Annotated in this window: 25 protein-coding genes and 3 tRNA genes; 13 read left to right on the top strand and 15 right to left on the bottom strand. The window is 64.9% G+C overall.

Going from position 1 to position 21,661, the window contains the following annotated elements; translation table 11 throughout:
- Positions 1 to 38: 38 nt before the first annotated feature.
- The gene (locus A5651_RS21945; RefSeq protein WP_066985990.1) at positions 39 to 992 is read right to left on the bottom strand and encodes a YafY family protein; all 954 of its coding nucleotides are present in this window, start codon (positions 990 to 992) and stop codon (positions 39 to 41) included.
- Between the two features lie 61 nt (positions 993 to 1,053).
- On the opposite strand from A5651_RS21945, the gene A5651_RS21940 reads away from it, so the two are divergent.
- The 3 genes from A5651_RS21940 to A5651_RS21930 are packed head-to-tail and all read left to right on the top strand — an operon-like array spanning position 1,054 to position 3,124.
- The gene (locus A5651_RS21940) at positions 1,054 to 1,578 is read left to right on the top strand and encodes a DinB family protein (protein WP_066985988.1); all 525 of its coding nucleotides are present in this window, start codon (positions 1,054 to 1,056) and stop codon (positions 1,576 to 1,578) included.
- A 3-nt stretch (positions 1,579 to 1,581) separates the two neighbouring features.
- Positions 1,582 to 2,181, top strand: coding sequence for a DinB family protein (locus A5651_RS21935; protein ID WP_066985985.1), 600 nt, complete (start codon positions 1,582 to 1,584; stop codon positions 2,179 to 2,181).
- Positions 2,182 to 2,191: 10 nt separating this feature from the next.
- Positions 2,192 to 3,124 carry an alpha/beta fold hydrolase gene (locus A5651_RS21930; protein WP_066985982.1) on the top strand — a complete coding sequence of 311 codons (933 nt, stop codon included), beginning with the start codon at positions 2,192 to 2,194 and terminating at the stop codon, positions 3,122 to 3,124.
- Here A5651_RS21930 and A5651_RS21925 read toward each other — a convergent pair.
- Entirely contained in the window at positions 3,121 to 3,714 is a 594-nt protein-coding gene (locus A5651_RS21925; protein ID WP_066985979.1) for a TetR/AcrR family transcriptional regulator, read from the bottom strand. The two genes, A5651_RS21930 and A5651_RS21925, sit on opposite strands and share 4 nt — an antisense overlap.
- Before the next feature lie 87 nt (positions 3,715 to 3,801).
- On the opposite strand from A5651_RS21925, the gene A5651_RS21920 reads away from it, so the two are divergent.
- The 6 genes from A5651_RS21920 (at position 3,802) to A5651_RS21895 (ending at position 10,161) form a co-directional block, all read left to right on the top strand.
- Positions 3,802 to 4,794, top strand: a complete 993-nt coding sequence (locus A5651_RS21920) for an oxygenase MpaB family protein (protein WP_066985976.1) — start codon at positions 3,802 to 3,804, stop codon at positions 4,792 to 4,794.
- A 146-nt stretch (positions 4,795 to 4,940) separates the two neighbouring features.
- Complete coding sequence (locus A5651_RS21915) at positions 4,941 to 6,323, top strand: AarF/ABC1/UbiB kinase family protein (RefSeq protein ID WP_066985973.1); 1,383 nt, start codon at positions 4,941 to 4,943, stop codon at positions 6,321 to 6,323.
- On the top strand, positions 6,324 to 7,238 hold the full coding sequence (locus tag A5651_RS21910) for an alpha/beta fold hydrolase (protein WP_066985970.1): 915 nt from the start codon (positions 6,324 to 6,326) through the stop codon (positions 7,236 to 7,238).
- Positions 7,239 to 7,402: 164 nt separating this feature from the next.
- Complete coding sequence (locus A5651_RS21905) at positions 7,403 to 8,278, top strand: cyclopropane mycolic acid synthase family methyltransferase (RefSeq protein ID WP_066985967.1); 876 nt, start codon at positions 7,403 to 7,405, stop codon at positions 8,276 to 8,278.
- A complete protein-coding gene (locus A5651_RS21900) occupies positions 8,279 to 9,160 on the top strand; it encodes a cyclopropane mycolic acid synthase family methyltransferase (RefSeq protein ID WP_066985965.1) in 882 nt (293 codons plus the stop codon). It abuts the gene before it with no gap.
- Between the two features lie 134 nt (positions 9,161 to 9,294).
- On the top strand, positions 9,295 to 10,161 hold the full coding sequence (locus A5651_RS21895) for a cyclopropane mycolic acid synthase family methyltransferase (RefSeq protein WP_066985962.1): 867 nt from the start codon (positions 9,295 to 9,297) through the stop codon (positions 10,159 to 10,161).
- A gap of 23 nt (positions 10,162 to 10,184) precedes the next feature.
- On the opposite strand, the gene A5651_RS21890 is transcribed toward A5651_RS21895, so the two are convergent.
- Entirely contained in the window at positions 10,185 to 12,053 is a 1,869-nt protein-coding gene (locus A5651_RS21890; protein WP_066985961.1) for a fatty acyl-AMP ligase, read from the bottom strand.
- A 286-nt stretch (positions 12,054 to 12,339) separates the two neighbouring features.
- On the opposite strand from A5651_RS21890, the gene A5651_RS21885 reads away from it, so the two are divergent.
- Positions 12,340 to 13,212: a cyclopropane mycolic acid synthase family methyltransferase gene (locus tag A5651_RS21885; RefSeq protein WP_066985958.1), complete on the top strand. Its 873-nt coding sequence runs from the start codon at positions 12,340 to 12,342 to the stop codon at positions 13,210 to 13,212.
- Here the strand turns inward: A5651_RS21885 and A5651_RS21880 are convergent.
- The 12 genes from A5651_RS21880 to A5651_RS21825 all read right to left on the bottom strand — a co-directional run bounded on the left by A5651_RS21880 (position 13,209) and on the right by A5651_RS21825 (position 18,596).
- Positions 13,209 to 13,844 (bottom strand): M15 family metallopeptidase, encoded by a 636-nt coding sequence (locus tag A5651_RS21880; RefSeq protein ID WP_066985955.1) that lies wholly within the window; start codon positions 13,842 to 13,844, stop codon positions 13,209 to 13,211. The two genes, A5651_RS21885 and A5651_RS21880, sit on opposite strands and share 4 nt — an antisense overlap.
- Positions 13,845 to 13,861: 17 nt before the next feature.
- Complete coding sequence (gene rplA, locus A5651_RS21875) at positions 13,862 to 14,569, bottom strand: 50S ribosomal protein L1 (protein ID WP_066985952.1); 708 nt, start codon at positions 14,567 to 14,569, stop codon at positions 13,862 to 13,864.
- 141 nt (positions 14,570 to 14,710) lie between these two features.
- Positions 14,711 to 15,139: a 50S ribosomal protein L11 gene (rplK, locus tag A5651_RS21870; protein WP_066985949.1), complete on the bottom strand. Its 429-nt coding sequence runs from the start codon at positions 15,137 to 15,139 to the stop codon at positions 14,711 to 14,713.
- A gap of 68 nt (positions 15,140 to 15,207) precedes the next feature.
- Positions 15,208 to 16,026, bottom strand: a complete 819-nt coding sequence (nusG, locus tag A5651_RS21865; RefSeq protein WP_066985946.1) for a transcription termination/antitermination protein NusG — start codon at positions 16,024 to 16,026, stop codon at positions 15,208 to 15,210.
- 25 nt (positions 16,027 to 16,051) lie between these two features.
- Entirely contained in the window at positions 16,052 to 16,426 is a 375-nt protein-coding gene (gene secE, locus A5651_RS21860; RefSeq protein WP_066986028.1) for a preprotein translocase subunit SecE, read from the bottom strand.
- A 70-nt stretch (positions 16,427 to 16,496) separates the two neighbouring features.
- A tRNA-Trp gene (locus tag A5651_RS21855) sits at positions 16,497 to 16,569 on the bottom strand.
- A 137-nt stretch (positions 16,570 to 16,706) separates the two neighbouring features.
- Entirely contained in the window at positions 16,707 to 17,252 is a 546-nt protein-coding gene (gene hadC, locus A5651_RS21850) for a (3R)-hydroxyacyl-ACP dehydratase subunit HadC (protein WP_066985944.1), read from the bottom strand.
- A 4-nt stretch (positions 17,253 to 17,256) separates the two neighbouring features.
- On the bottom strand, positions 17,257 to 17,685 hold the full coding sequence (hadB, locus tag A5651_RS21845) for a (3R)-hydroxyacyl-ACP dehydratase subunit HadB (protein ID WP_066985940.1): 429 nt from the start codon (positions 17,683 to 17,685) through the stop codon (positions 17,257 to 17,259).
- On the bottom strand, positions 17,672 to 18,154 hold the full coding sequence (gene hadA / locus A5651_RS21840) for a (3R)-hydroxyacyl-ACP dehydratase subunit HadA (RefSeq protein ID WP_066985937.1): 483 nt from the start codon (positions 18,152 to 18,154) through the stop codon (positions 17,672 to 17,674). Before hadA ends, hadB begins: the two co-directional genes overlap by 14 nt.
- A gap of 45 nt (positions 18,155 to 18,199) precedes the next feature.
- Entirely contained in the window at positions 18,200 to 18,367 is a 168-nt protein-coding gene (gene rpmG / locus A5651_RS21835; RefSeq protein ID WP_059101288.1) for a 50S ribosomal protein L33, read from the bottom strand.
- 52 nt (positions 18,368 to 18,419) lie between these two features.
- Positions 18,420 to 18,493 (bottom strand) — tRNA-Met (locus tag A5651_RS21830).
- Between the two features lie 30 nt (positions 18,494 to 18,523).
- Positions 18,524 to 18,596: transfer RNA gene (locus A5651_RS21825), tRNA-Thr, on the bottom strand.
- 110 nt (positions 18,597 to 18,706) lie between these two features.
- Between A5651_RS21825 and A5651_RS21820 the strand changes: the two genes are divergently transcribed.
- The 3 genes from A5651_RS21820 (at position 18,707) to A5651_RS21810 (ending at position 21,480) form a co-directional block, all read left to right on the top strand.
- Entirely contained in the window at positions 18,707 to 19,591 is an 885-nt protein-coding gene (locus A5651_RS21820) for an NYN domain-containing protein (protein WP_066985934.1), read from the top strand.
- A gap of 18 nt (positions 19,592 to 19,609) precedes the next feature.
- Positions 19,610 to 20,320: an MBL fold metallo-hydrolase gene (locus A5651_RS21815; protein ID WP_066985932.1), complete on the top strand. Its 711-nt coding sequence runs from the start codon at positions 19,610 to 19,612 to the stop codon at positions 20,318 to 20,320.
- Positions 20,321 to 20,400: 80 nt separating this feature from the next.
- Positions 20,401 to 21,480: a DUF4352 domain-containing protein gene (locus A5651_RS21810; RefSeq protein WP_197496732.1), complete on the top strand. Its 1,080-nt coding sequence runs from the start codon at positions 20,401 to 20,403 to the stop codon at positions 21,478 to 21,480.
- The last annotated feature ends 181 nt before the right edge of the window (positions 21,481 to 21,661 follow it).

Genomic DNA, 21,661 nt, shown 5'->3' with positions numbered 1-21,661 from the left:
CGTCTGCGGTTGCGCGGGTCGGCGGGCCGCCGATATCGTCACGGCCTCCTGGCGGCGCGCCGCAACCGGGCGGCGGCCGAGGAGACTGCGTAGACCACTTCAGGTGGTTCGAGCACCTCGAAATCCACGCCGACGGTCGCGAAGTAGTACACCATTCGCTCGGGTTCGTCGCCGCCCGCAGTGACGATGCATGCGTCCGGTCCGTCGGCCTCGATCGTCACCGACGCTGGCGAAAAGTGTTTCGCCACAACTTCTTCCGGGGCAAAATAGCGCACTCTCGCCACGTGCCGGTACGGTGACGCACTGATCGACCGGCGCACATACGCTGCGGCGTCTGGGGCGTCCCGCGCGACAAACGTCGTCCCTCGCGCGCGTACGTCGCTCATCCGGTCCAGGCGAAGGCTTCGCCAGTCCTGTCGATCGCGGTCGTAAGCCAACAGATACCAGCGTCTGCCTGTGGTGACGAGCTGATAAGGCTCCAGCCGGCGCTCGGTGGCGTTGTCCGCACGGTCGACGTAGGAGGCCGACACGTGCTCCTTATCGCGACAGGCCCGCGCCAGCGTCATCAACACCGCGGGGTCGACGGCTGAATCAGACGAGGTCAACGTGACCGTGGCGGCGGCCACCGCCGCCACCTGCGACCGCAGCCGCGACGGCATCACCTGGTCCAGCTTGCTCAGCGCCCGCAGCGCGGACTCGCCGACACCGGCGACGGTGCCGCCTGCGGCCAGCCGCAGCGATACGGCCATCGCCACGGCCTCGTCGGGGTCCAGCAGCAGCGGCGGCAACGCCGCGCCTGCGCCCAGCTGGTAGCCGCCGCCGTGACCCTTGCTGGCCAGCACGGGATATCCGAGGTCGCGCAGCCGTTCGATATCGCGGCGCACGCTGCGGGTCGTCACGCCTAGCCGCTCGGCGAGCTCCTCGCCCGACCACACCCGCCGCGACTGCAGCAGACCCAACAGCTGCAGCACCCGGCTCGTCGTTTCCGGCACACCATCAGGTTCGCACAGTCATAGGACAGAAACTGTCCTATATGGATGCGAAGGTGGTCTCATGAGTGACGACATGGTCAGCCAGCTCGCCGATCAACTCGACTTTCACTGGACTCGCCAGCTGCGCCCACGCCTGGACGGCCTGACCGACGAGGAATACTTCTGGTGCCCGGTGCCGGACTGCTGGACGGTGCATCGCGACGGCGGAATCGATTTCACCTACCCGCAGCCCGAGCCCGCGCCGTTCACCACGATCGCGTGGCGCCTCGCGCACGTCATCGTCGGCGTGTTGGCGATGCGCAACCATTCGCACTTCGGCGGGCCGCCCGCGGATTACCAGAGCTGGCCGTACGCCACCGACGCGGCGACGGCGCTGCGCCAGCTCGACGACGTCTACGCGACATGGATGGCCGGGGTGCGCGCGCTCGACGACGATGAGTTGTCGCGGCCGTGCGGACCCGCCGAGGGGCCGTACTCCGAGCTGCCGATGAGCACGCTGGTCCTACACATCAACCGGGAGGTCATCCATCACGGCGCCGAAATCGCCTGTGTCCGAGACCTTTACGCGAACCAGAAGGAGAACTAGCCCATGCCAGGAATGCCCCCGCCGGCCGCCGACGAACGCCAGACGTTGATCGAGTTTCTTCGCCACCACCAGAACGCCTTCTTCGCGGCGGCCTACGGCCTGACCGATGAGCAGGCCCGCTCGACGCCATCGGTCAGCGCGCTGTCCATCGGAGGCCTAATCAAGCACGCCGCCGGCGTGCAGCACAGCTGGACGGCGCGGGTGACCGCGGCACCCGACTCACCGCCCCGCGACGACCGGCCTTTCAGCGAACAGGCCGCCGAATACCAGGACCAGTACGTGATGCGCGACGACGAGACGCTCGACGATCTGCTGGCCCGACTGACCGCCCAGAACGAGGCGACCGTGGCGGCCTTCGCCGACGTCGACCTCGACACGGCGGTCCCCGTCCCACACGATGTGCCGTGGTTCCCGCAGGATCTGGACTTCTGGAACGTGCGGTGGGTCGCGATGCACCTCGTCGAGGAACTGGCCCGGCACGCGGGTCATGCCGACATCATTCGCGAATCCATCGACGGCGCAACGATGTACGAGCTGATGGCCGCCCACGAAGGCTGGCCCGAGACCGACTGGATCAAACGTTGGAAGCCGACTACGCGGTAGAAAGGATCCAATGCAGACCCGAACAGGCACTGCGCGCTGCGGCGACGTCGCGTTGTTCTACGAGGAACTCCGTCCTTCTCGCTCCTCGCGTGCGCGGTGTGACCCCGACGCGCCGCCCGTCGTGCTGATCATGGGCGTCGGGGCGCAGCTCGCGCAGTGGCCGGACGGCTTCTGCGAGCGGCTGACCCAACAGGGCTACCGCGTCATCAGATTCGACCACCGCGACACCGGCCTGTCCACGAAGATGAGCGGCACACGAGCCGCCGGATCCGTCTACCCACGGGTGGCGCGCTATGTCGTGGGCCGACGAAGTCGCGTGCCGTACACGCTCGTCGACCTTGCCGATGACGTCCGGGGCCTGCTTGACCACCTCGACATCGACCGCGCCCACATCGTCGGCGCGTCGATGGGCGGGATGATCGCCCAGGTGTTGGCGGGCAGCCACGGCGACCGGGTGGCGTCGCTGGGCCTGATCATGTCCGGTTCGGGCAAGCCGCTGTCCGCGCTGCCGCGCTGGCGGGTGATCAAGCTGGCGCTCAGGGCGCCCGGCAAGGACGCCCCATGGGAGGACCGGCTGGCCAATGAGGTGCGCAACATCTCAATCATCAACGGCCCCAACTTCTTACCGTCGGTCGACGAACTGAGACAACGCGTTGAGATGCTGCGCGCCCGAAGCGATTACCCGCAAGGCATGCTGCGGCAGTTCGACGCAATTCTGGGCACCGGCAGCCTGATGCGCTACACCCGCGCCGTCACCGCGCCAACCGTCGTCATCCACGGCACCGCCGACCCGCTGGTGCGCCCGCGCAACGGCCGCACGTTGGCGCGTGTCATCCCCGAGGCGCGCTTCGTCGTCGTCGACGGCATGGGTCACGATCTGCCCGAGCCGGTGTGGCGGCCCATCGTCGAGGCCCTCACGGAGAATTTCGCACTGGCGGCCTAGAGGACCAGTGCCACCGCGTGGTCGACGACGGCGTCCAGGTCATCGCCGAGGTTGCCCGCCAGCCACTGCTGGGCGAGCTCGGCCATCGCGCCGGTGAAGATCGCTGCACCGACTGCGGCGGCGACGGGGTCGGACTTCGCGGAAAGCCGACCGCCCTCGCTCAGCACGCCCTGACGAAGAAGTTCCTGCGCGGCCGCCCGCCGCTTGGCCAGCACTGGGTTGGCCCGCGCCTCGGTGAAGAGCACCTGGCCGCGGCGCGGGTCGGCCGAGCTGAAGCCGAGCACGGCGGCGATGCCGGCCCGCGTGCGGGCCCGCACCGAGTCGTCGGCCTGCTCGATCGCGGCCCCGACGACACCGACCAGCTCGGCACTGACTCGGTCATACACGGCGCCAAGAAGCTCGTCGACGTCGGCGAAGCTCTGGTAGAAGTAGCGGGTGTTGAGCCCGCATTCGCGGCACACCGACCGCACCGATACCGCCGACTCGCCCTCGTCACCGAACAGCCGAAAAGCCGCGTCGACCAGCAACGCACGCCGCTCGGCGCGGCGGTCCGATAGCGGCACACCGGCCCAGCGCGTGGGGCTCGACATCGGGCCAGACTACGTCGACCCGGGTCTGGTCACGCCTGTACCCAAAAGGTATTCTGGTTACAGGCGTGACCAGAAACGGAGACATGCATGTTCCTGCCGCATCAATTCGCCGGCCAATTGCTGAACAAGAAGTTCGACGCCGCCATCCGCCGCCACTACTTCAAGGGCATGGAGTTCGCGGCGCCGGTCGGCGATCCGGGCTGGTTCGGGCCCGGCAGTGCGGTGTGGCACGTGCACTCGCACATGCACGCGTTGATCTTCGGCCTGCAGTGCGCGGCCTATATGGAACGCCTTGACCCGTCGATCTACTGGATGGGCATGCACCATTCCCGGTTGGTCAAGCGCGACCCCGAGACCGGGGAGGGCCGACCGGTGATCGACCCCGCTGGCGCGGCGGTGCGACTGGGACACTCAATCGCGTTCTTCATCGGGACCGCGTACGGCTCAACGGAAAGCGCCGAGCGGCTGGCCAAGTCGGTGCGGGCCATGCACCACACGATCAAGGGCACCCGCCCAGACGGCGCCCGCTACGACGCCGACGACCCCGACTGGTTGCGCTGGAACTACGCCACGGTGGTGTGGGGGCTGGCCACCGCTCATGAGATGTATCACCCACAGCCCTTGCGCGGCAAGAAGATTGACCGCTACTACGGTGAGTTCGTGCGCGTTGGGCACGCGCTGGGCGGCACCGATCTGCCCGCCACCAAGGCCGAGACGCTGGACTGCCTCGAGTCATACCTGCCGAGGCTGGCCGTCACCCACGGGACCGCGACAGCGACGGGCCCCGGACTGCCGATGGCCCAGAGCGCGATCGACTGGGCGATCCGGGACACGTTGCCGAAGTGGGCCGCGGAGCTGGTGCAGCACACCAACCCGAACATCGTCGAGCGCACGGCCCGGCGCGCGGCGGTGTGGACCGTCATCAACGGGTTGACCGCCGCCACTGGCCCCATCCCCGAGTTCCGGCAGGCCGAGGCACGGGTGAAGGGCGGCACCCCCGTGCCTCACACGCTGCCGACCTACGTGCCGGGCAGCGATACCGTGCTCAGCCGCGCCGAGGTCGAGCACAGCTTCGCCTGAAGCCGACGTTCACCGGCGTTTAGTCGGCGATCGATGGGGCTATGCGCTGTGGGCGCACCGGTGGCCAAGCCACCACAACCGCACGTCATTGTGACCCCGTCCACAGGTTTTCGCGGGTCGAAGTCGATTTTGAGAGACTGTAAGGCATGAGTGCCACGCAAAAAACGCAGCACCGCGAGGTGGCCAAGCTCGCCCGGGTCCCGTTGCCCCTTGAGGCCGCCCGCATCGGAGCGACGGGTTGGCAGCTCACCCGCACCGGCGCACGGGTCGTCACCAAGCTCGCCGCCCGCGGCTCGCTGCAACAAAAGATCATCTCCGAAATCCCGAAGACGTTCGCCGACCTCGGCCCCACCTACGTCAAGTTCGGCCAGATCATCGCGTCCAGCCCGGGCGCGTTCGGCGAACCGCTGTCCCGGGAGTTCCGCAGCCTGCTCGACCGGGTGCCGCCCGCCGACAGCGACGAGGTCCACAAGCTGTTCGTCGAAGAACTCGGCGATGAGCCCGGCAACCTGTTCTCCAGTTTCGACGACAAGCCCTTCGCGTCGGCGTCGATCGCGCAGGTCCACTACGCGACCCTGCACACCGGCGAAGAGGTCGTCGTCAAGATCCAGCGGCCCGGCATCCGTCGCCGCGTAGCCGCCGATCTGCAGATCCTCAAACGCGGCGCGCGACTAGTCGAGCTAGCGAAACTGGGCCAACGGCTGTCCGCACAGGACGTCGTCGCCGACTTCGCCGACAACCTCGCCGAGGAACTCGACTTCCGCCTTGAGGCGCAGTCGATGGACGCCTGGGTGTCCCACATGCACGCCTCTCCGCTGGGCGCCAATATCCGTGTCCCGCAGGTCTATTGGGATTTGACCAGCGCACGCGTGCTCACCATGGAGCGCATCCAGGGCACCCGCATCGACGACGTCGCCACCATCCGCAAGAAGGGATTCGACGGCGAAGACCTGGTAAAGGCGTTGCTGTTCAGTGTGTTTGAGGGCGGGCTCCGGCACGGGCTGTTCCACGGCGACCTGCACGCCGGCAACCTCTACGTCGACGACGACGGCAAGATCGTGTTCTTCGACTTCGGCATCATGGGCCGCATCGACCCCCGCACCCGCTGGCTGTTGCGCGAGCTGGTCTACGCGTTGTTGGTCAAGAAGGACCACGCCGCCGCCGGCAAGATTGTGGTGCTCATGGGCGCCGTCGGCACCGTCAAGCCCGAGGCCCAGGCCGCCAAGGACCTGGAGAAGTTCGCGACGCCGCTGACCATGCAGAACCTTGGTGACATGTCGTATGCCGAGATCGGTAAGCAGCTCTCGGCGTTGGCCGACGCCTACGACGTGAAGTTGCCCCGCGAGCTGGTGCTGATCGGCAAGCAGTTCCTCTACGTCGAGCGCTACATGAAGCTGCTTGCGCCTCGGTGGCAGATGATGAGTGATCCGCAGCTGACGGGTTACTTCGCCAACTTCATGGTCGAGGTCAGCCGCGAATACGAGGATCCGGAGAAGTCGGTCGAGGGGGTCGAGGGGGTGGAAGCCTAAGTGGAGATCCGCACGGGGACAGCGAAATCCGGCGACCCAAAAGACCCGATCGACATCTACTACGAGGACATGGGCGACCCGAATCATCCTCCGGTCTTGCTCATCATGGGGCTCGGCGCGCAACTGATGTTGTGGCGCAACGGGTTCTGCGAGAAGCTCGTCAACCAGGGCCTTCGGGTCATCCGCTACGACAACCGCGATGTCGGCCTGTCGACCAAGATCACCGGCCGTCATACGGGCGCGGCGTTGTTGCCGCGAATGGTCCGCTCGTTCCTCGGCCTGCGCAGTCCGGCGGTCTACACGTTGGAGGACATGGCCGACGACGCCATCGCCCTGCTGGACCATCTCGGCATCGAGCGCGCGCACATCGTCGGCGCCTCGATGGGCGGGATGATCGCGCAGATCGTCGCGGCCAGATTTCCTCAGCGCACCCAGACCCTGGGTCTGATCTTCACCAGCAACAACCAGCCGCTGCTCCCGCCGCCGGGCTATCAGCAGCTGCGCGTGCTGCTGCAGCGGCCAGCCGACTCGTCGGAGGAAGCGATCATCGCCAACGCGGTGCGCGTCGCCAACATCATCGGCAGCCCCGGCTACCGGCAGTCGGAGGAAAGACTGCGCGCCGACGCCGTCGAGGGTTACCAGCGCTCCTACTACCCCGCCGGCATCGCTCGGCATTTCGCGGCCGTGCTGGGCAGCGGCAGCCTGCTGCACTACGACCGCCGGATCACCGCACCGACAGTGGTCATCCACGGCAAGGCCGACAAGCTCATGCGCCCGTTCGGTGGCCGCGCCATCGCCCGTGCCATCAAAAACGCCCGCCTGGTGCTGATCGCCGGCATGGGCCACGACCTGCCCGAAGAGCTGTGGGACCAGATCGTCGGCGAACTCAAGACGAATTTCGCCGAAGCCCGCTGACCAGGCAGTTTCGCCGATTCGGCGGTTGCGGGGAAATGGGTTAGCATTCCGACCCGGGGGAAGTGCAACCGGGGTGATCCGGAATTGAACTATTGCGCCTCCCCGGGCAGTGTTTCGGTGACATCTTTCGAGAACTGCCTTCGCGATCTAGAGAGGCACCACACATGGCCGACAAGGGCAAAGCGAGCCTGAAGCCGCACTTCGAAGACGTTCAGGCGCACTACGACCTGTCTGACGACTTCTTTGCGCTGTTCCTGGACCCGTCGCGGACCTACAGCTGCGCGTACTTCGAGCGCGACGACATGACGCTCGAGGAGGCACAGCGGGCCAAGGTCGACCTGGCGCTGGGAAAGCTGGGCCTCGAGCCGGGGATGACGCTGCTCGACGTCGGCTGTGGCTGGGGCGCGACGATGATGCGTGCCATCGAACGCTACGACGTCAATGTCGTTGGCCTGACGCTGTCAAAAAACCAGGCCGCCCACGTCGAGAAGGTCTTCGAGCAGTCCGACAGCCCCAGGACCAAGCGGGTGATGCTGAAGGGCTGGGAGGAGTTCGACGAGCCCGTCGACCGCATCGTGTCGATCGGCGCCTTCGAGCACTTCGGCTTCGACCGCTACGACGATTTCTTCAGGTTCGCCTACGAGGCGATGCCCGACGACGGCGTGATGTTGCTGCACACCATCACGGCGCTCACCGGTCCGCAGATGGTCGAACGCGGTATGCCGCTGACCTTCAACTTCGCCCGGTTCGTCAAGTTCATCATCACCGAGATCTTCCCCGGCGGCCGGCTGCCGTCGATCGAGAAGGTCGAAGACCACAGCAGCAAGGCGGGTTTCACGCTGACGCGCCGCCAGTCGCTGCAGCCGCACTACGCCCGGACCCTGGACATCTGGTCCGACAACCTCGAGGCCAAGAAGGACGAGGCGATCGCCATCCAGTCCGAGGAGGTCTACGAGCGGTACATGAAGTACCTGAGGGGTTGCGCCGACGGCTTCCGGGTCGGCTACATCGACGTCAACCAGTTCACACTGGAAAAATAGATGGTCGACCGGACCGCGGCGTCGACGAAGAAGCGCAAGAGCGTCGACGAGGTCAGGGCACACTACGACCTCTCCAACGAGTTCTTCCAGCTCTTCACAGACCCGTCGGTCACCTACAGCTGCGCGTACTTCCCCCGCGAAGACATGACGATGGAAGAGGCGCAGATCGCCAAGCTTGATCTGAGCCTCGGCAAGCTGAACCTGAAACCCGGCATGACGCTGCTCGATGTGGGCTGCGGCTGGGGCTCGATGATGAAGCGCGCGCTGGAGGTCTACGACGTCAACGTCATCGGCGTGACGCTGTCCAAGAACCAGTACGAGTTCTGCCGGCGGGTCCTCGCCGAGGCAGACACCACGCGGTCCTACAAGGTGCTGCTGGCCGACTGGTCGGAGGTCCAGGAGCCGGTTGACCGGATCGTCGTGGTCGAGGCGTTGGAGCACTTCGGGTTCGAGCGCTACGACGACTTCTTCAAGTTCGCCCACGACCTGATGCCCGACGACGGCGTGATGATGGTGCACGCGATCTGCGGGCTCACCCCCCAGGAGATGAAGGACCGCGGAATCCCGCTGACGTTTTCGTTCGCGCGCTTCATCAAGTTCGTGATGACCGAGATCTTCCCCGGCGGACGGCTGCCCTCTGTCGAGAAGGTGGAACAACACTCGACCAAAGCCGGGTTCACAGTGACCCGCATCCAGTCACTGCAGTCCGACTTCGCCAAGACATTGGACATGTGGGCCGAGGTGTTGGAGTCCCGCAAAAACGAGGCCATCGCCATCGCGTCCGAAGAAGTCTATGAGCGGTATATGAAATTCCTGCGCGGCACCGCCGACGGTTTCCGAATCGGCTACGTCGACATCAACCAGTTCACGCTGGAAAAATAATTCAAATTAATAATCGTCGAATTTCGCCGGCCGACCGGCCGCCACGTCAATGGCTTCGAGGTGGTCATCGCGTGTATGGTCGTTCAAATTATTAGGGAGGCGAGTTGACGGAGACGGTCGCGCGCACGGGTCAGATGAAGCCCCACTTCGAGGAAATTCAAGCGCATTACGACCTTTCCGACGACTTTTTCGGGCTATTTCAAGATCCGACACGGACCTACAGCTGTGCGTACTTCGCACGCGACGACATGACGCTCGAAGAAGCCCAAATTGCCAAAGCAGATCTGAATCTCGACAAACTAGACCTGAAGCCTGGCATGACACTGCTCGACATCGGGTGCGGGTGGGGCGCGACGATGAAGCGGGCGCTGGAGAAATATGACGTCAACGTGGTCGGCTTGACGTTGTCGAAGAACCAGCACGCCTACTGCGAGCGCCTGCTGAGCACCGTAGATACCGACCGCTCGCATGAGGTGTTGCTGCGCGGCTGGGAGCAGTTCAGCCAACCCGTCGACCGCATCGTGTCCATCGAGGCCTTCGAACACTTCGGTTTCGAGCGCTACGACGACTTCTTCTCCAACGCGTTCGAGATCCTGCCCGACGACGGGCGGATGACGATCCAGAGCAGCACCGCGTTCCACCCCGACGACTACGTGGCGCGCGGTAAAAAGCTGACGTTCGATGTGGCGCGGTTCATCAAGTTCATCATCACCGAGATCTTCCCCGGCGGCCGCATCCCCACCGCCAAGAAGATGGTGCAGCATGGCCAGAAGGCGGGATTCGTTGTGCCCGAATGCCTTTCATTGCAGCCGCACTATGTCCGCACGCTTCGCACCTGGGCCGACACTTTGGAGGCCAAGAAGGCCACGGTGTTGGACGTATGTAGCGAGGAGATATACGACAGGTACATGAAGTACTTGCGCGGCTGCCAACATTATTTCGCCGACGAGATGCTCGACTGCAATCTCGTCACCTATCTGAAGCAAGGCGCCGCGGCCTAGCCGCCAGCGCCTTTCCTGGGCCCCTAACGGGTGCCCAGCGTCCCGTCGAGGTACTCCGCGCGGCACGCCCGTCGAGCCAGCTTGCCGCTGGTGGTGCGCGGGATGACACCCGCGGCGACCAGCCGCACGTCGTACACGTTGACGACGTGCTTGCGAGACACTGCCCGCCGGACAGCGTCGGCGATAGGTTGTGGATCGGCACGGCCCGCTCCGGGACCCCGCTCGGCGACGATGATCAGCTTTTCGCTCGTGTCGGTCGGCGAACCATTGGGCAGCTCTCGCGCCGGCACTGAGAACGCCGCCACGAAGCCGGCTCGAATGGCATGGGATGACTCGGCGACGGTTGCTTCGATGTCCTGCGGATAGTAATTGCGTCCATCGACGATGACCATGTCCTTGATCCGGCCCGTGATGTAGAGCTCGCCGTCGATGTACACGCCTAGGTCGCCCGTGCGTAACCACGTCGCATCGTCGTCGGCCCCGTCCGCGTGGGTTCCGGATTCGAGCCGGGACTGCAGCTTGTTGCCGAATGTGTGCTCGGTCTCCTCCGGCCGTGCCCAGTATCCACGACCGATGTTGTTGCCGTGCAACCAGATTTCGCCCACACACTCGTCGGGCAGCTCTTCACCGGTCTCGGGATCCACGATCGCGGCCCATTGGCTCACCGACACGTGTCCGCAGGACACCTGGGCCAGGGCGGTGGGTGCGTCGGGCTCGACGCGAACTGCGCGCCCCTTGCCCAACTGCTCGCGATCAAGATAGATGGCCGTCGGCTCAGTCTCCGGACGAACCGACGAGACGAACAATGTCGCCTCCGCCATCCCGTAGGACGGACGCACTGCGGTTTTCGAGAGGCCGTACGGCAGAAACGCCTCGGTGAATTTGGTGATCGAATCGAGGCTCACCGGCTCTGAGCCGTTGATGAGAATCACATTGCTGAGGTCCACCTCATCGTTTTTGGGCAGGCCGCGCTGTGCAACCAGCTCGAAAGCGAAATTCGGTGCGGGAGAAACGATGCGGCAGGACCGCGATGCGGCGTGCAGCATCTGAATCCACCGCCCGGGCCTACGAACGAACGCCATCGGCGACATGAAGGTCAGGTGGCCGGCGTAGAGGACAGGGAACACGACCATTATCAGTCCCATGTCGTGATACATCGGCAACCAGCTGGCGCCGTTGATGTCCCAATCGCCCTCGAGGCCGATTGCGTGGACCATCTGCAGAAAATTGGTTCCGGCGGCGCGGTGGCTGATCTCGACTCCGGCCGGCGCACGGGTCGAGCCGGACGTGTATTGCAGGTAGGCGATGTCGTCGGTGTCCAGTTTGGATGGCGCGAACGTGGCGCCGACCGAGTCTGGAATGGCGTCGACGGCGATGATGCGCGGCCTAGTTTCACGCGGCATCAGCCGCACGAACTTCTGGACCGCCTCACTTGCCGAGGTGGTCGTCAGCACCGCCGCAGGCAGAGCGTCGGTGAGCACGGCATCCAGGCGTTCGGCGTGGCCCGGCAGCTCCGGTGCGAACAGCGGAACCGCGATGTTGCCCGCCTGGATGGCGGCGAAGAAGCACGTCACGTAGTCCAGACCCTGCGGGCACAAGATTGCCACCCGATCGCCACGCGTCGTCACCTGCTGGAGCCGGGCACCAATGGCTTGGGACCGGACGCCCACCTGGCTCCAGGTCATGTCGATCGGCGTTCCGTCGGGGTCGTGGCTGTAGTCGATGTAGCGGTAGGCGAGGTCGTCACCGAACTCGTCGATGTTGTGGTCCAGCAGCTGGGACAGGCTGAGGTCATCCGGCAACCGGATGCCTCCGTCGGCATCAAAGTAGGGCTCGGCCTTAAGCCGGCCCGCCCATACCGGGGCTGCCCCATCCACAGACGCACGTTCCATAAGCGCAGTCTAAGAGATGAAGCGCCCTAGTCGTGAATCGGCGCGGACTATATGGGTGACGCATCCTCGTTTGGCCGACGCCACCGGTTGCCGCCTGGTGTGAAGCGGCCTGATCGTCTCGAAACGGTCACAATTGCCCCGGTTTTGACAGCGACTGTCAAAAGATGAGAGGTTCTGCCATATTTGGGTCGCGGCGGACCGTCGCGGACTGCTACGTGACTCATCCGGGTTTCAGACCACGTGACCGGGCTACTCAGCGGTCAGGTCTTCGGGGAGGGTACAGCTGATGTCCAAGCAATTGACGCCGCATTTCGAAGAGGTGCAGCACCATTACGATTTGTCTGACGACTTCTATCGGCTCTTCCTCGACCCTACCCAGACCTACAGCTGCGCGTACTTCCGGAACGAGGGAATGACGCTCGAAGAGGCCCAGATCGCCAAAATCGATCTTGCTTTGGGCAAGCTCGACCTGCGGCCCGGCATGACGCTGCTCGACATTGGTTGCGGATGGGGCGCCACGCTGCGCCGCGCGGTCGAAAAGTACGACGTGAATGTGGTCGGTCTCACACTGTCTAAGAACCAGGCCGCCCACACGCAACAGGTTCTTGACGAGGTGGACACCACACGCAGCAGACGCATCCTGCTCGAGGGCTGGGAGCGCTTCGAGCAACCCGTCGACCGCATCGTGTCGATCGGCGCTTTCGAACACTTTGGCAGCGACCGCTACACCGACTTCTTCCGTAAGGCATTCGAGCTGCTGAGTGACGACGGCATCATGCTGCTGCACACGATCGTGCGGACCACGCTGCAGGAACGCCGGCGCAAGAACATCCCGTTAACCCCTGAGGTGGTTCACTTCTCGCGCTTCATCCTGGCCGAGATCTTCCCCGGCGGCTGGCTGCCGACGATCCCCGTGGTCGAGGAGCACGGGGAACACGCGGGTTTCACCGTGACCCGTGTGCAATCGCTTCAGCCGCACTACGCAAAGACGCTGGATATGTGGGCCGCCTCGCTGAAAGCCAACCGGGACAAGGCGATCGAGATCCAGTCGCAGGAGGTCTACGACCGCTACATGAAGTACCTGACCGGTTGTGCGGACCTTTTCCGGCAGGGCTACACCGACGTCTGCCAGTTCACGATGGAGAAGCCGGGCCGCTAGGTCAGCGGCACGTCGAGGATCGGCCGACCCACGTCGGCGTCGGGGCCGTCGAAATGCCACCACTCGCCGGAGTACACGGTCAGCCCGCCGGCTTTCATGCCGTCGCGCAGCAGCGCCCTGTTGGCCTGCTGCTGCGCGCTCACCCCTTCGGTCGCGAAAGCCTGTGCACGTGGCGAGAAGTCGTCGAAACCAGTGCCCATATCGACGGGCCAGCCGTAGTGCGCGTCGGCCAGCGTGACGTCGACGGAACGACCCGACTCGTGGCTGCGCGCCATGGTGCCGGGCCGCGCGACCCAGTTCGGGTCGGACACGGCGGCGAACATTTCGACCTGCACCGCATGCGGGCGGTAGCAGTCCCAGAACACCAGCTTCACGCCCCGGGCCCGAAGCGCGTCGGCTGCCTTGACCACTCCGGGTGCCAGCGATTCGTGCACCAGGCATCGCGCGTCGGGCGGATACAACGGCTTGCCGACGAAGTTGTCGGCGGTCGCATAGCGAAGATCCACCACGGCGTCGGGAACGACGCTGTGGACGTCGACGAAGCCGGCCTGCGCCGCGGTGGCGGGCTCGGCAGCGGCAACTGGTGCGCCGGCCAGCGCCAGCGTGACGAAACCCGCTGCGAGCCTACGCACTTCGGCTCCGGCTTCGCCTACGCCTCGGCGAAGTTGCGGGTGACCGACGGGTCGACTGGGATGCCGGGGCCGGTGGTCGTCGAGATGACGATCTTCTTCAGGTAACGACCCTTCGACGACGACGGCTTGGCCCGCAGGATCTCGTCGATCGCGGCGCCGTAGTTCTCGGCAAGCGACTTCTCGTCGAACGACGCCTTTCCGATGACGAAGTGCAGATTGGCCTGCTTGTCGACACGGAAGTTGATCTTGCCGCCCTTGATGTCGTTGACGGCCTTGGTGACGTCAGGGGTGACGGTGCCGGTCTTGGGGTTCGGCATCAGGCCACGCGGGCCGAGGATACGGGCGATGCGGCCGACCTTGGCCATCTGATCGGGCGTGGCGATCGCAGCGTCGAAGTCGAGGAAGCCGCCCTGGATCTTCTCTATCAAGTCGTCGCTGCCGACCACGTCGGCGCCTGCGGCCTCGGCCTCGGCGGCCTTGTCGCCGACGGCGAACACCGCGACGCGGGCGGTCTTACCGGTACCGTGCGGCAGGTTGACCGTGCCGCGCACCATCTGGTCGGCCTTGCGGGGGTCCACGCCGAGGCGGATGGCGACCTCGACCGTCGCGTCCTGCTTCTTCGAGGACGTCTCCTTGGCCAGCTTGGCGGCCTCCAGCGGCGAGTACAGCCGCGCCCGGTCCACCTTCTCGGCGGCTTCGAGATATGCCTTGCTTGTCTTGCTCATTGGTGTCTCCTAGTTGCTGAGTTGTGGTTTGCGGGCCGATGCCAGCCCTCCCACGTCTTCCTGGTTGTTGAGTCTGCGTTCACGGCGATGCTTACTCGCACTTTGCGCCGTCAGCGCAGACTCACCGTCGAATCACTTGTGCTATTCGACGGTGATCCCCATCGACCGGGCGGTGCCGGCGATGATCTTGGCGGCCTGATCGATGTCGTTGGCGTTCAGGTCTTCCTTCTTGGTCTCGGCGATCTCGCGCACTTGATCCCAGGTCACCTTCGCGACCTTGGTCTTGTGCGGTTCACCCGAACCCTTCTGCACGCCTGCGGCTTTCAGCAGCAGCTTGGCCGCCGGCGGGGTCTTCAGGTTGAACGTGAAGCTGCGGTCCTCGTAGACGGTGATCTCCACGGGGATGACGTTGCCGCGCTGATTCTCGGTCGCGGCGTTGTACGCCTTGCAGAACTCCATGATGTTGACGCCGTGCTGGCCGAGCGCGGGACCGACCGGCGGGGCGGGATTGGCCTGCCCGGCCTGGATCTGCAGCTTGATCAGCCCGATGACTTTCTTCTTCGGGGCCATGCTCTTCCTTTCCTTGGCGAATTCGGCGTGATTTCCTGCGCTCAGCGCGGGTTTTCACGCCTAAATCGCTAGATCTTGGCGACCTGGTTGAAGGTCAGTTCGACGGGTGTTTCGCGGCCGAAGATCGACACCAGCACCTTGAGCTTCTGCTGTTCGGCATTGACCTCGCTGATCGAAGCCGGCAACGTCGCGAACGGGCCGTCCATGACTGTGACAGACTCACCGACCTCGAAATCAACCTCGATGGGTGCCCGCTCTATTCCACCGGTCTCGGCGGCGGCGGCCGTCGAAGCGGCCTTGCCCGCCTTCTTCGCCGGACCCTGCGGCAGCAGGAACTTGACGACGTCGTCCAGCGCCAGCGGCGACGGCCGCGACGTGGCGCCGACGAAACCGGTGACGCCCGGCGTGTTGCGCACCGCGCCCCACGACTCGTCGTTGAGCTCCATGCGGACCAGGATGTAGCCGGGCAGCACCTTGCGGTTGACCTGCTTGCGCTGGCCGTTCTTGATCTCGGTGACCTCTTCGGTGGGCACCTCGACCTGGAAGATGTAGTCGCCGACGTCCAAGTTCTGCACGCGGGTTTCGAGGTTGGCCTTCACCTTGTTCTCGTAACCGGCATACGAGTGGATGACGTACCACTCGCCCGGCTTGAGCCGCAGCTCCTTCTTGAGCGCGACGGCCGGATCCTCGTCTTCTTCTTCTTCCGGTTCGGCCGGGGCCGCATCCTCGGAGTCCTCGGAGTCGAGCGGCGCATCCTCGACGGCCTCGGCCGCAGTCGTCTGCTCGAGAGACTCGGCGGCCTCGTCTGCGATCACGGTCGCCGGGTCCGCGGCTTCAGCCAGCGCGTCGGACACGCTCGAGGCCGTATCGCCGTCGAAGCTAGTCACTTGTCAGTCCTCTCAATATCCTCAGTCAGCCGAACACCATCATCACGACCTTGGCCACGCCCAGGTCGACGAGTCCGATCAGCGTCACCATGAACGCCAGGAAGAACAGCACGACGGCGGTGTAGGTGACCATCTGCTTGCGATTCGGCCAGATGACCTTGCGGAGCTCGTTGAAGACCTCGCGCAGGTAATTGATGACGTAGGTGATCGGGTTGCGACGCGGCCCGGCGGCGGCCTTCTTGACCTTCTTCTTGCCCCTACCGACGTCCTCGAGAGCGGGCGCTTCCTGCGCGCCAGTCGAGGCGTCGGCCCCGCGTCGCGACCGCTTGCCGGTGGGTCGGACCGGCTGCTGCGTCACCACAGCGCCCGAGGAGCCAGCACCTTCGCGCTCGTCGCTCACCGCATGCCTTTCGTCGTGTTCGCGTGGGGTCATCTTCCAGTGTCCACACTTGTCGAGTATTCGCCTTCAGCAGGGGCGACAGGACTTGAACCTGCAACCTGCGGTTTTGGAGACCGCTGCTCTGCCAGTTGAGCTACGCCCCTTCACGATGGCACTGCCACCCGTTCGGGACTCACACAATTTGCGCGCTCCCCGATCGGCCGATCTGCAAACCGACGGACAGCGCGCTTGACTGGGAAAATCCCGAGGTCCGAGTGTACATCGGGCCTGGTCTTTGTTACTAATCCGACTCGGCAGCAGGGTCGTCGGTGTCGGGCTGAACCGGTGGAGCCGTCCGCACGACCTGGCCGGTTTCGCGGTCGTACTTCAGCGATATCGAGTTGTCGCCCTCATGGCCCATCAGCGTCGTGAACGCCTCCAAGTAGAGCTCGCCGTTCTCATCGAGCGCCAGGTTCCTGGTGACGACGATGTCGGCGCCGAACCGCTCGTCGACGGAGATGACCTCCATCCGGCCCCACACCTTGTCGCCGGCCAGCAACGGCTTGTGGTACTTGAACCGCTGGTCGACCTGCACGATCTGCATGGTGTCGAAGCCGGTGTCGACCTTGCGGAAGAAGTCCTTCTGCATGGTCAGCGCGAACGTCGACACGAACGTCAGCGGCGCCACCAGCGCCTGGTGGCCGAGCTCGGCCGCGGCCGCTTCGTCATGCGACGCCGGCTCGAAGTCCTTGATGGCTGTGGCGAACTCGCGGACCTTTTCCCGGCCTACGACGAAGTAGTCGTGGTATTCGTGAACCATTCCCCGAATATCGGTTTTAATCGCCATGCCGCTACGCCAGCTTCGCACTGGCAACGGCGCGGCCGAAGATCTTCTTGCCGCCACTGGTCGCCGACAGCGCGAGCGTCACCACTTTCGTTTCCGGGTCAGCGGACTTCACCTTGCCGCCGAACACGATCTCGGCACCGACGCCGTCGTTGGGCACGGGGACGACGGCGGTGAAGCGGACGTTGTATTCAGTCACCGCGGCGGGGTCGCCGACCCAGGAGGTGACGTATCCGCCGCCCAGGCCCATGGTCAGCATGCCGTGCGCGATTGCGGTATCCAGCCCGACCTGCTTGGCGATCTCGTCATCCCAGTGGATGGGGTTCAGGTCGCCCGAGACACCCGCGTAGTTCACCAGGTCTTGCCGGGTCAGCTGGATCACCTTCTCGGGAAGCTGGTCGCCCACCTTCACCGAATCGAACTTACGCAGAGCCATCGTTGAAGCCACCTTGTTCTCCGTCTTCGGCTGTACGGCCCGCCAGGGTCGTATAGCACTCTTGGACTATCTCGCCGTCCTGATTCGTGACGATGTTCTTGGTCACGATGATGTCCGCCCCGAACGACTGGCGAATCGAGTGCACGTAGGTATCACAGTAGAGGCGGTCGCCGGCCTTGATCGGCTTCAAGAACTTCAGCGACTGGTCGACCTGAACGATCTTCTCGTCCTTGATCGCGACGTCGTTGGCCTGGAACATCGCCAGCTGCGCCTGATATCCGAACACCGAGATGAACGTCAGCGGCGCCAGCAGCGCGTCGTAGCCGAGCTCGGCGGCCGCTTGTTCGCTGAAAAAAGAGGGATCGTCGTTCTTGACCGCGACAGCGTATTCGCGGATCTTCTCCCGCCCCACCTCGTAATGGTCGGGATAGCGATAGTGCAACCCGACGAGTTTCTCCGACAGTGTCACGGCTAGTGAATCTACCTAGTTGTCTGAAGCACCCAAAGGCAGCGACTAACGCGACTCTTTGTGGGGTTGATGCTTGCCGCAGTTCGGGCAGAACTTCTTGATCTCGAGCCGGTCGGGGTCGTTCCGTCGGTTCTTCTTGGTGATGTAGTTGCGGTGTTTGCACACCTCGCAGGCCAACGTGATCTTTGGCCGAACGTCGGTACTGGACGCCACGTCAACTTCTCCCTCTCACTGGGAAGTCGAACTTCCCTACTTGTCGATCTTGTAGCGATGGCCGGACTCGAACCGGCGACCTAACGATTATGAGTCGTTCGCTCTAACCGACTGAGCTACATCGCCCTGCGTCGCCAGTGGTCCCGGCGCCCACCGAGCCCCCTAACGGAATCGAACCGTTGACCTTTTCCTTACCATGGAAACGCTCTGCCGACTGAGCTAAGGGGGCCTGGCCCCGCGGTTCATGCTCGCGGGCCTTAAAGAGGGTACATTCTCGCCGATTAGGTCGCCAAACCGCTTATCAGAGCCACGACCGCGGTGGCGTGGTAGGACAGACCCATGCCGGACACGGTGTTAGCAGCGGAAACCCCTCGGGTGGCGGTTTACCTCGATTTCGACAACATCGTGATCTCTCGCTACGACCAGGTGCACGGTCGCAACTCCTTTCAGAAGGACAAGGCGCGCGGCCTGGACAAGGACAAGCTGACCACGGCCCGCGTCGATATCGGCGCGATCATCGACTTTGCGTCGTCGTTCGGGACGCTGGTGCTGACACGCGCCTACGCAGACTGGTCGGCCGACGTGAACGCCGACTACCAGAGCCAGCTCGTCAGCAGGGCCGTCGATCTGGTCCAGCTGTTCCCTGCCGCGGCCTACGGCAAGAACGGCGCCGACATCAGGCTCGCCGTCGACGCCGTCGAGGACATGTTCCGGCTGCCAGACCTGACCCATGTGGTGATCGTCGGCGGCGACTCCGACTACATCGCGCTCGCGCAGCGGTGCAAGCGGCTGGGCCGCTACGTCGTCGGCATCGGCGTGGCGGGGGCCAGCAGCCGGTCGCTGGCCGCCGCATGCGACGAGTTCGTCACCTACGACGCGCTGCCCGGTATCCCGACGGTCGCGCCGGCCCCGGTCAAGAAGGCCACAAAGCTTACGAAGTCGAGGGCCCCCGACGACGAGCCCGAACCCGCCGACCCGCAGGCCGCGGCGACCGGGCTTCTGGAACGGGCACTGCGCATCGGCCACGAGAAGGACGACGCCGACTGGCTGCACAACTCGGCGGTCAAGGCGCAGATGAAGCGGATGGACCCGTCGTTTTCCGAGAAGTCGTTGGGGTTCCGCTCGTTCAGCGATTTCCTGCGCTCCCGCAGCGATGTCGCCGACCTCGACGAGAGCAGCACCATCCGCATGGTGCGGCTGCACAAAGCGGACGAATCGGACTGACGCCCTAATCTGTTCGACATGACCGAACGCCTCTATTTTCGGCAGCTGCTGTCGGGCCGCGACTTCGCGCAGGGCGACATGATCGCCGCGCAGATGCGCAACTTCGCCTACCTGATAGGCGACCGCGAGTCCGGAGACACCGTCGTCGTCGATCCGGCCTACGCTGCCAACGACCTCGTCGACATCCTCGAGTCCGACGGCATGAAGCTCTCCGGCGTGCTGGTCACCCACCACCACCCCGACCACGTCGGCGGTTCGATGATGGGCTTCGAGCTCAAGGGCCTCGCCGAGCTGCTCGAGCGCCGCAGCGTGCCCGTACACGTCAACTCCCTTGAGGCCGACTGGGTTTCACGGGTCACCGGTATCGCCCGCAGCGACCTCACCGCACACGAGCACGGCGACAAGGTCAACGTCGGCGACATCGAGATCGAGCTGCTGCACACGCCTGGACACACGCCGGGCAGCCAGTGCTTCCTGTTGGACGGCCGGCTGGTGGCGGGCGACACGCTGTTCCTCGAGGGCTGTGGGCGCACCGACTTCCCCGGCGGCGACGTCGAAGCCATGTTCCGCAGCCTGCAGCAGCTCGCGCGGCTGTCGGGCGACCCGACGGTGTATCCGGGGCACTGGTACTCGATGGAGCCCAGCGCGGCGCTGTCGGACGTCCGGCGCACCAATTACGTGTACCGGGCCACGAATTTGGATCAGTGGCGAATGCTGATGGGCGGCTGATCTTTAAGTAGGGTTCTGACCACGGCCGTGCTGCCGTGCCTGCGCGCCCGCGGGCGCCCAACAGGGAGGGAATGCACTCGATGACGACAACGCCCCCGCCCACGCCCTCGGGCTGGTATCCCGACCCCGAACAGGCCGGCCAGCTTCGCTACTGGGACGGCACCGCATGGTCCGAGCACCGATCCCCCGCCCAGGAGCCGCCCACTGCGGCGCCGCAGGATCCGGACGCCGAAGCAGAGCCGGCCGCTGAGCCCGAACCGCCGGCAACCGAGCAGCCGACGACCGAGGTACCGCTGCGCGAGTGGTCGTTCGAACCGCCGCCGCTTGAACCGGAAGCCCCGCCCCGACCGCCGTGGGAGCCGGACGCGCCGGCCGAACCGACGTCGGCACCCACACCCGAGCCGACGGGGGCGTCGTCGCTGCCGCCGGTCAGTGAGCTGTCGACGGAGAAGGTGCCGCTGCGCGACTGGACGGCCGAGTCGACGCCCGAGTCCGCACCGTATGCCGATGCCACCTCGACCACGCCCGCCGAGCCGCCGGCCGTCGAGCCACCGGCGGGCACCGAACCGCGACAGGCCGTCGACAACCGCAAGCTGGTTCTGGGCTACGGCGGAGCGGTCGCCGCGCTGCTGCTGGCATTGGTCCTCGCGGCGGTCTACGCATTCGTCATCCACAAGCCCGACACCGTCGATATCGCCTCGCCCAACAACGAAACGGCCACGACCACACCGGAAAACACGACGCCATCGGAGGGGCCGACCGAGGCGCAGGCGCCACCGCCTGGGGCCAGCGCCACCGACGGCCCGCTCACGTTCACCGTCACCGGCGTCGACCGCGGCCCCACCATCACCGATTCCGAGAACGAGTTTCTCACCAAGGACGCCCAAGGCGAGTTCATCGTCGTTCATCTCACGGTGCAGAACACCAGCCCGGACGCAGGTCAGTTCCTCGGCACGTTCCAGAAGCTGAACGCCGGCGGACAGGTGTTCACGGTCGACGACCAGGCCACGTTCTACGTGGGCGGCGGCTTCGTCGACGTGCCGCCCGGCAGCCAGTTCGACGTCGGCCTGGCCTACGACGTGCCACCCGGAACCACGCCTGAATCCATCGAGCTGCACGCCGATCCGACGAGCCCGGGCGTCGTATTGCCGCTGTCGTAGCCACCGACGCTTGCCACTCGGCGTCGAGCGGTGTCTGCACGCCAGATTTGAATCGTTACAGCATCCGTCTGCAAACCCATTCAGCGAACGCTGACGGTGTGCCGAGGCCCTCGACAACGACTAATCGGCGACATCTCGCGCGGATATACCCCTGCAGCTGCGGCCCAACGACGAGATCGGT

The organism is Mycobacterium sp. 1274761.0 (genome assembly GCF_001668615.1).
GTDB lineage: Bacteria > Actinomycetota > Actinomycetes > Mycobacteriales > Mycobacteriaceae > Mycobacterium.
Note: the sequence above shows the minus strand (reverse complement) of the source record. Positions and strands in the feature narration are given on the sequence as shown.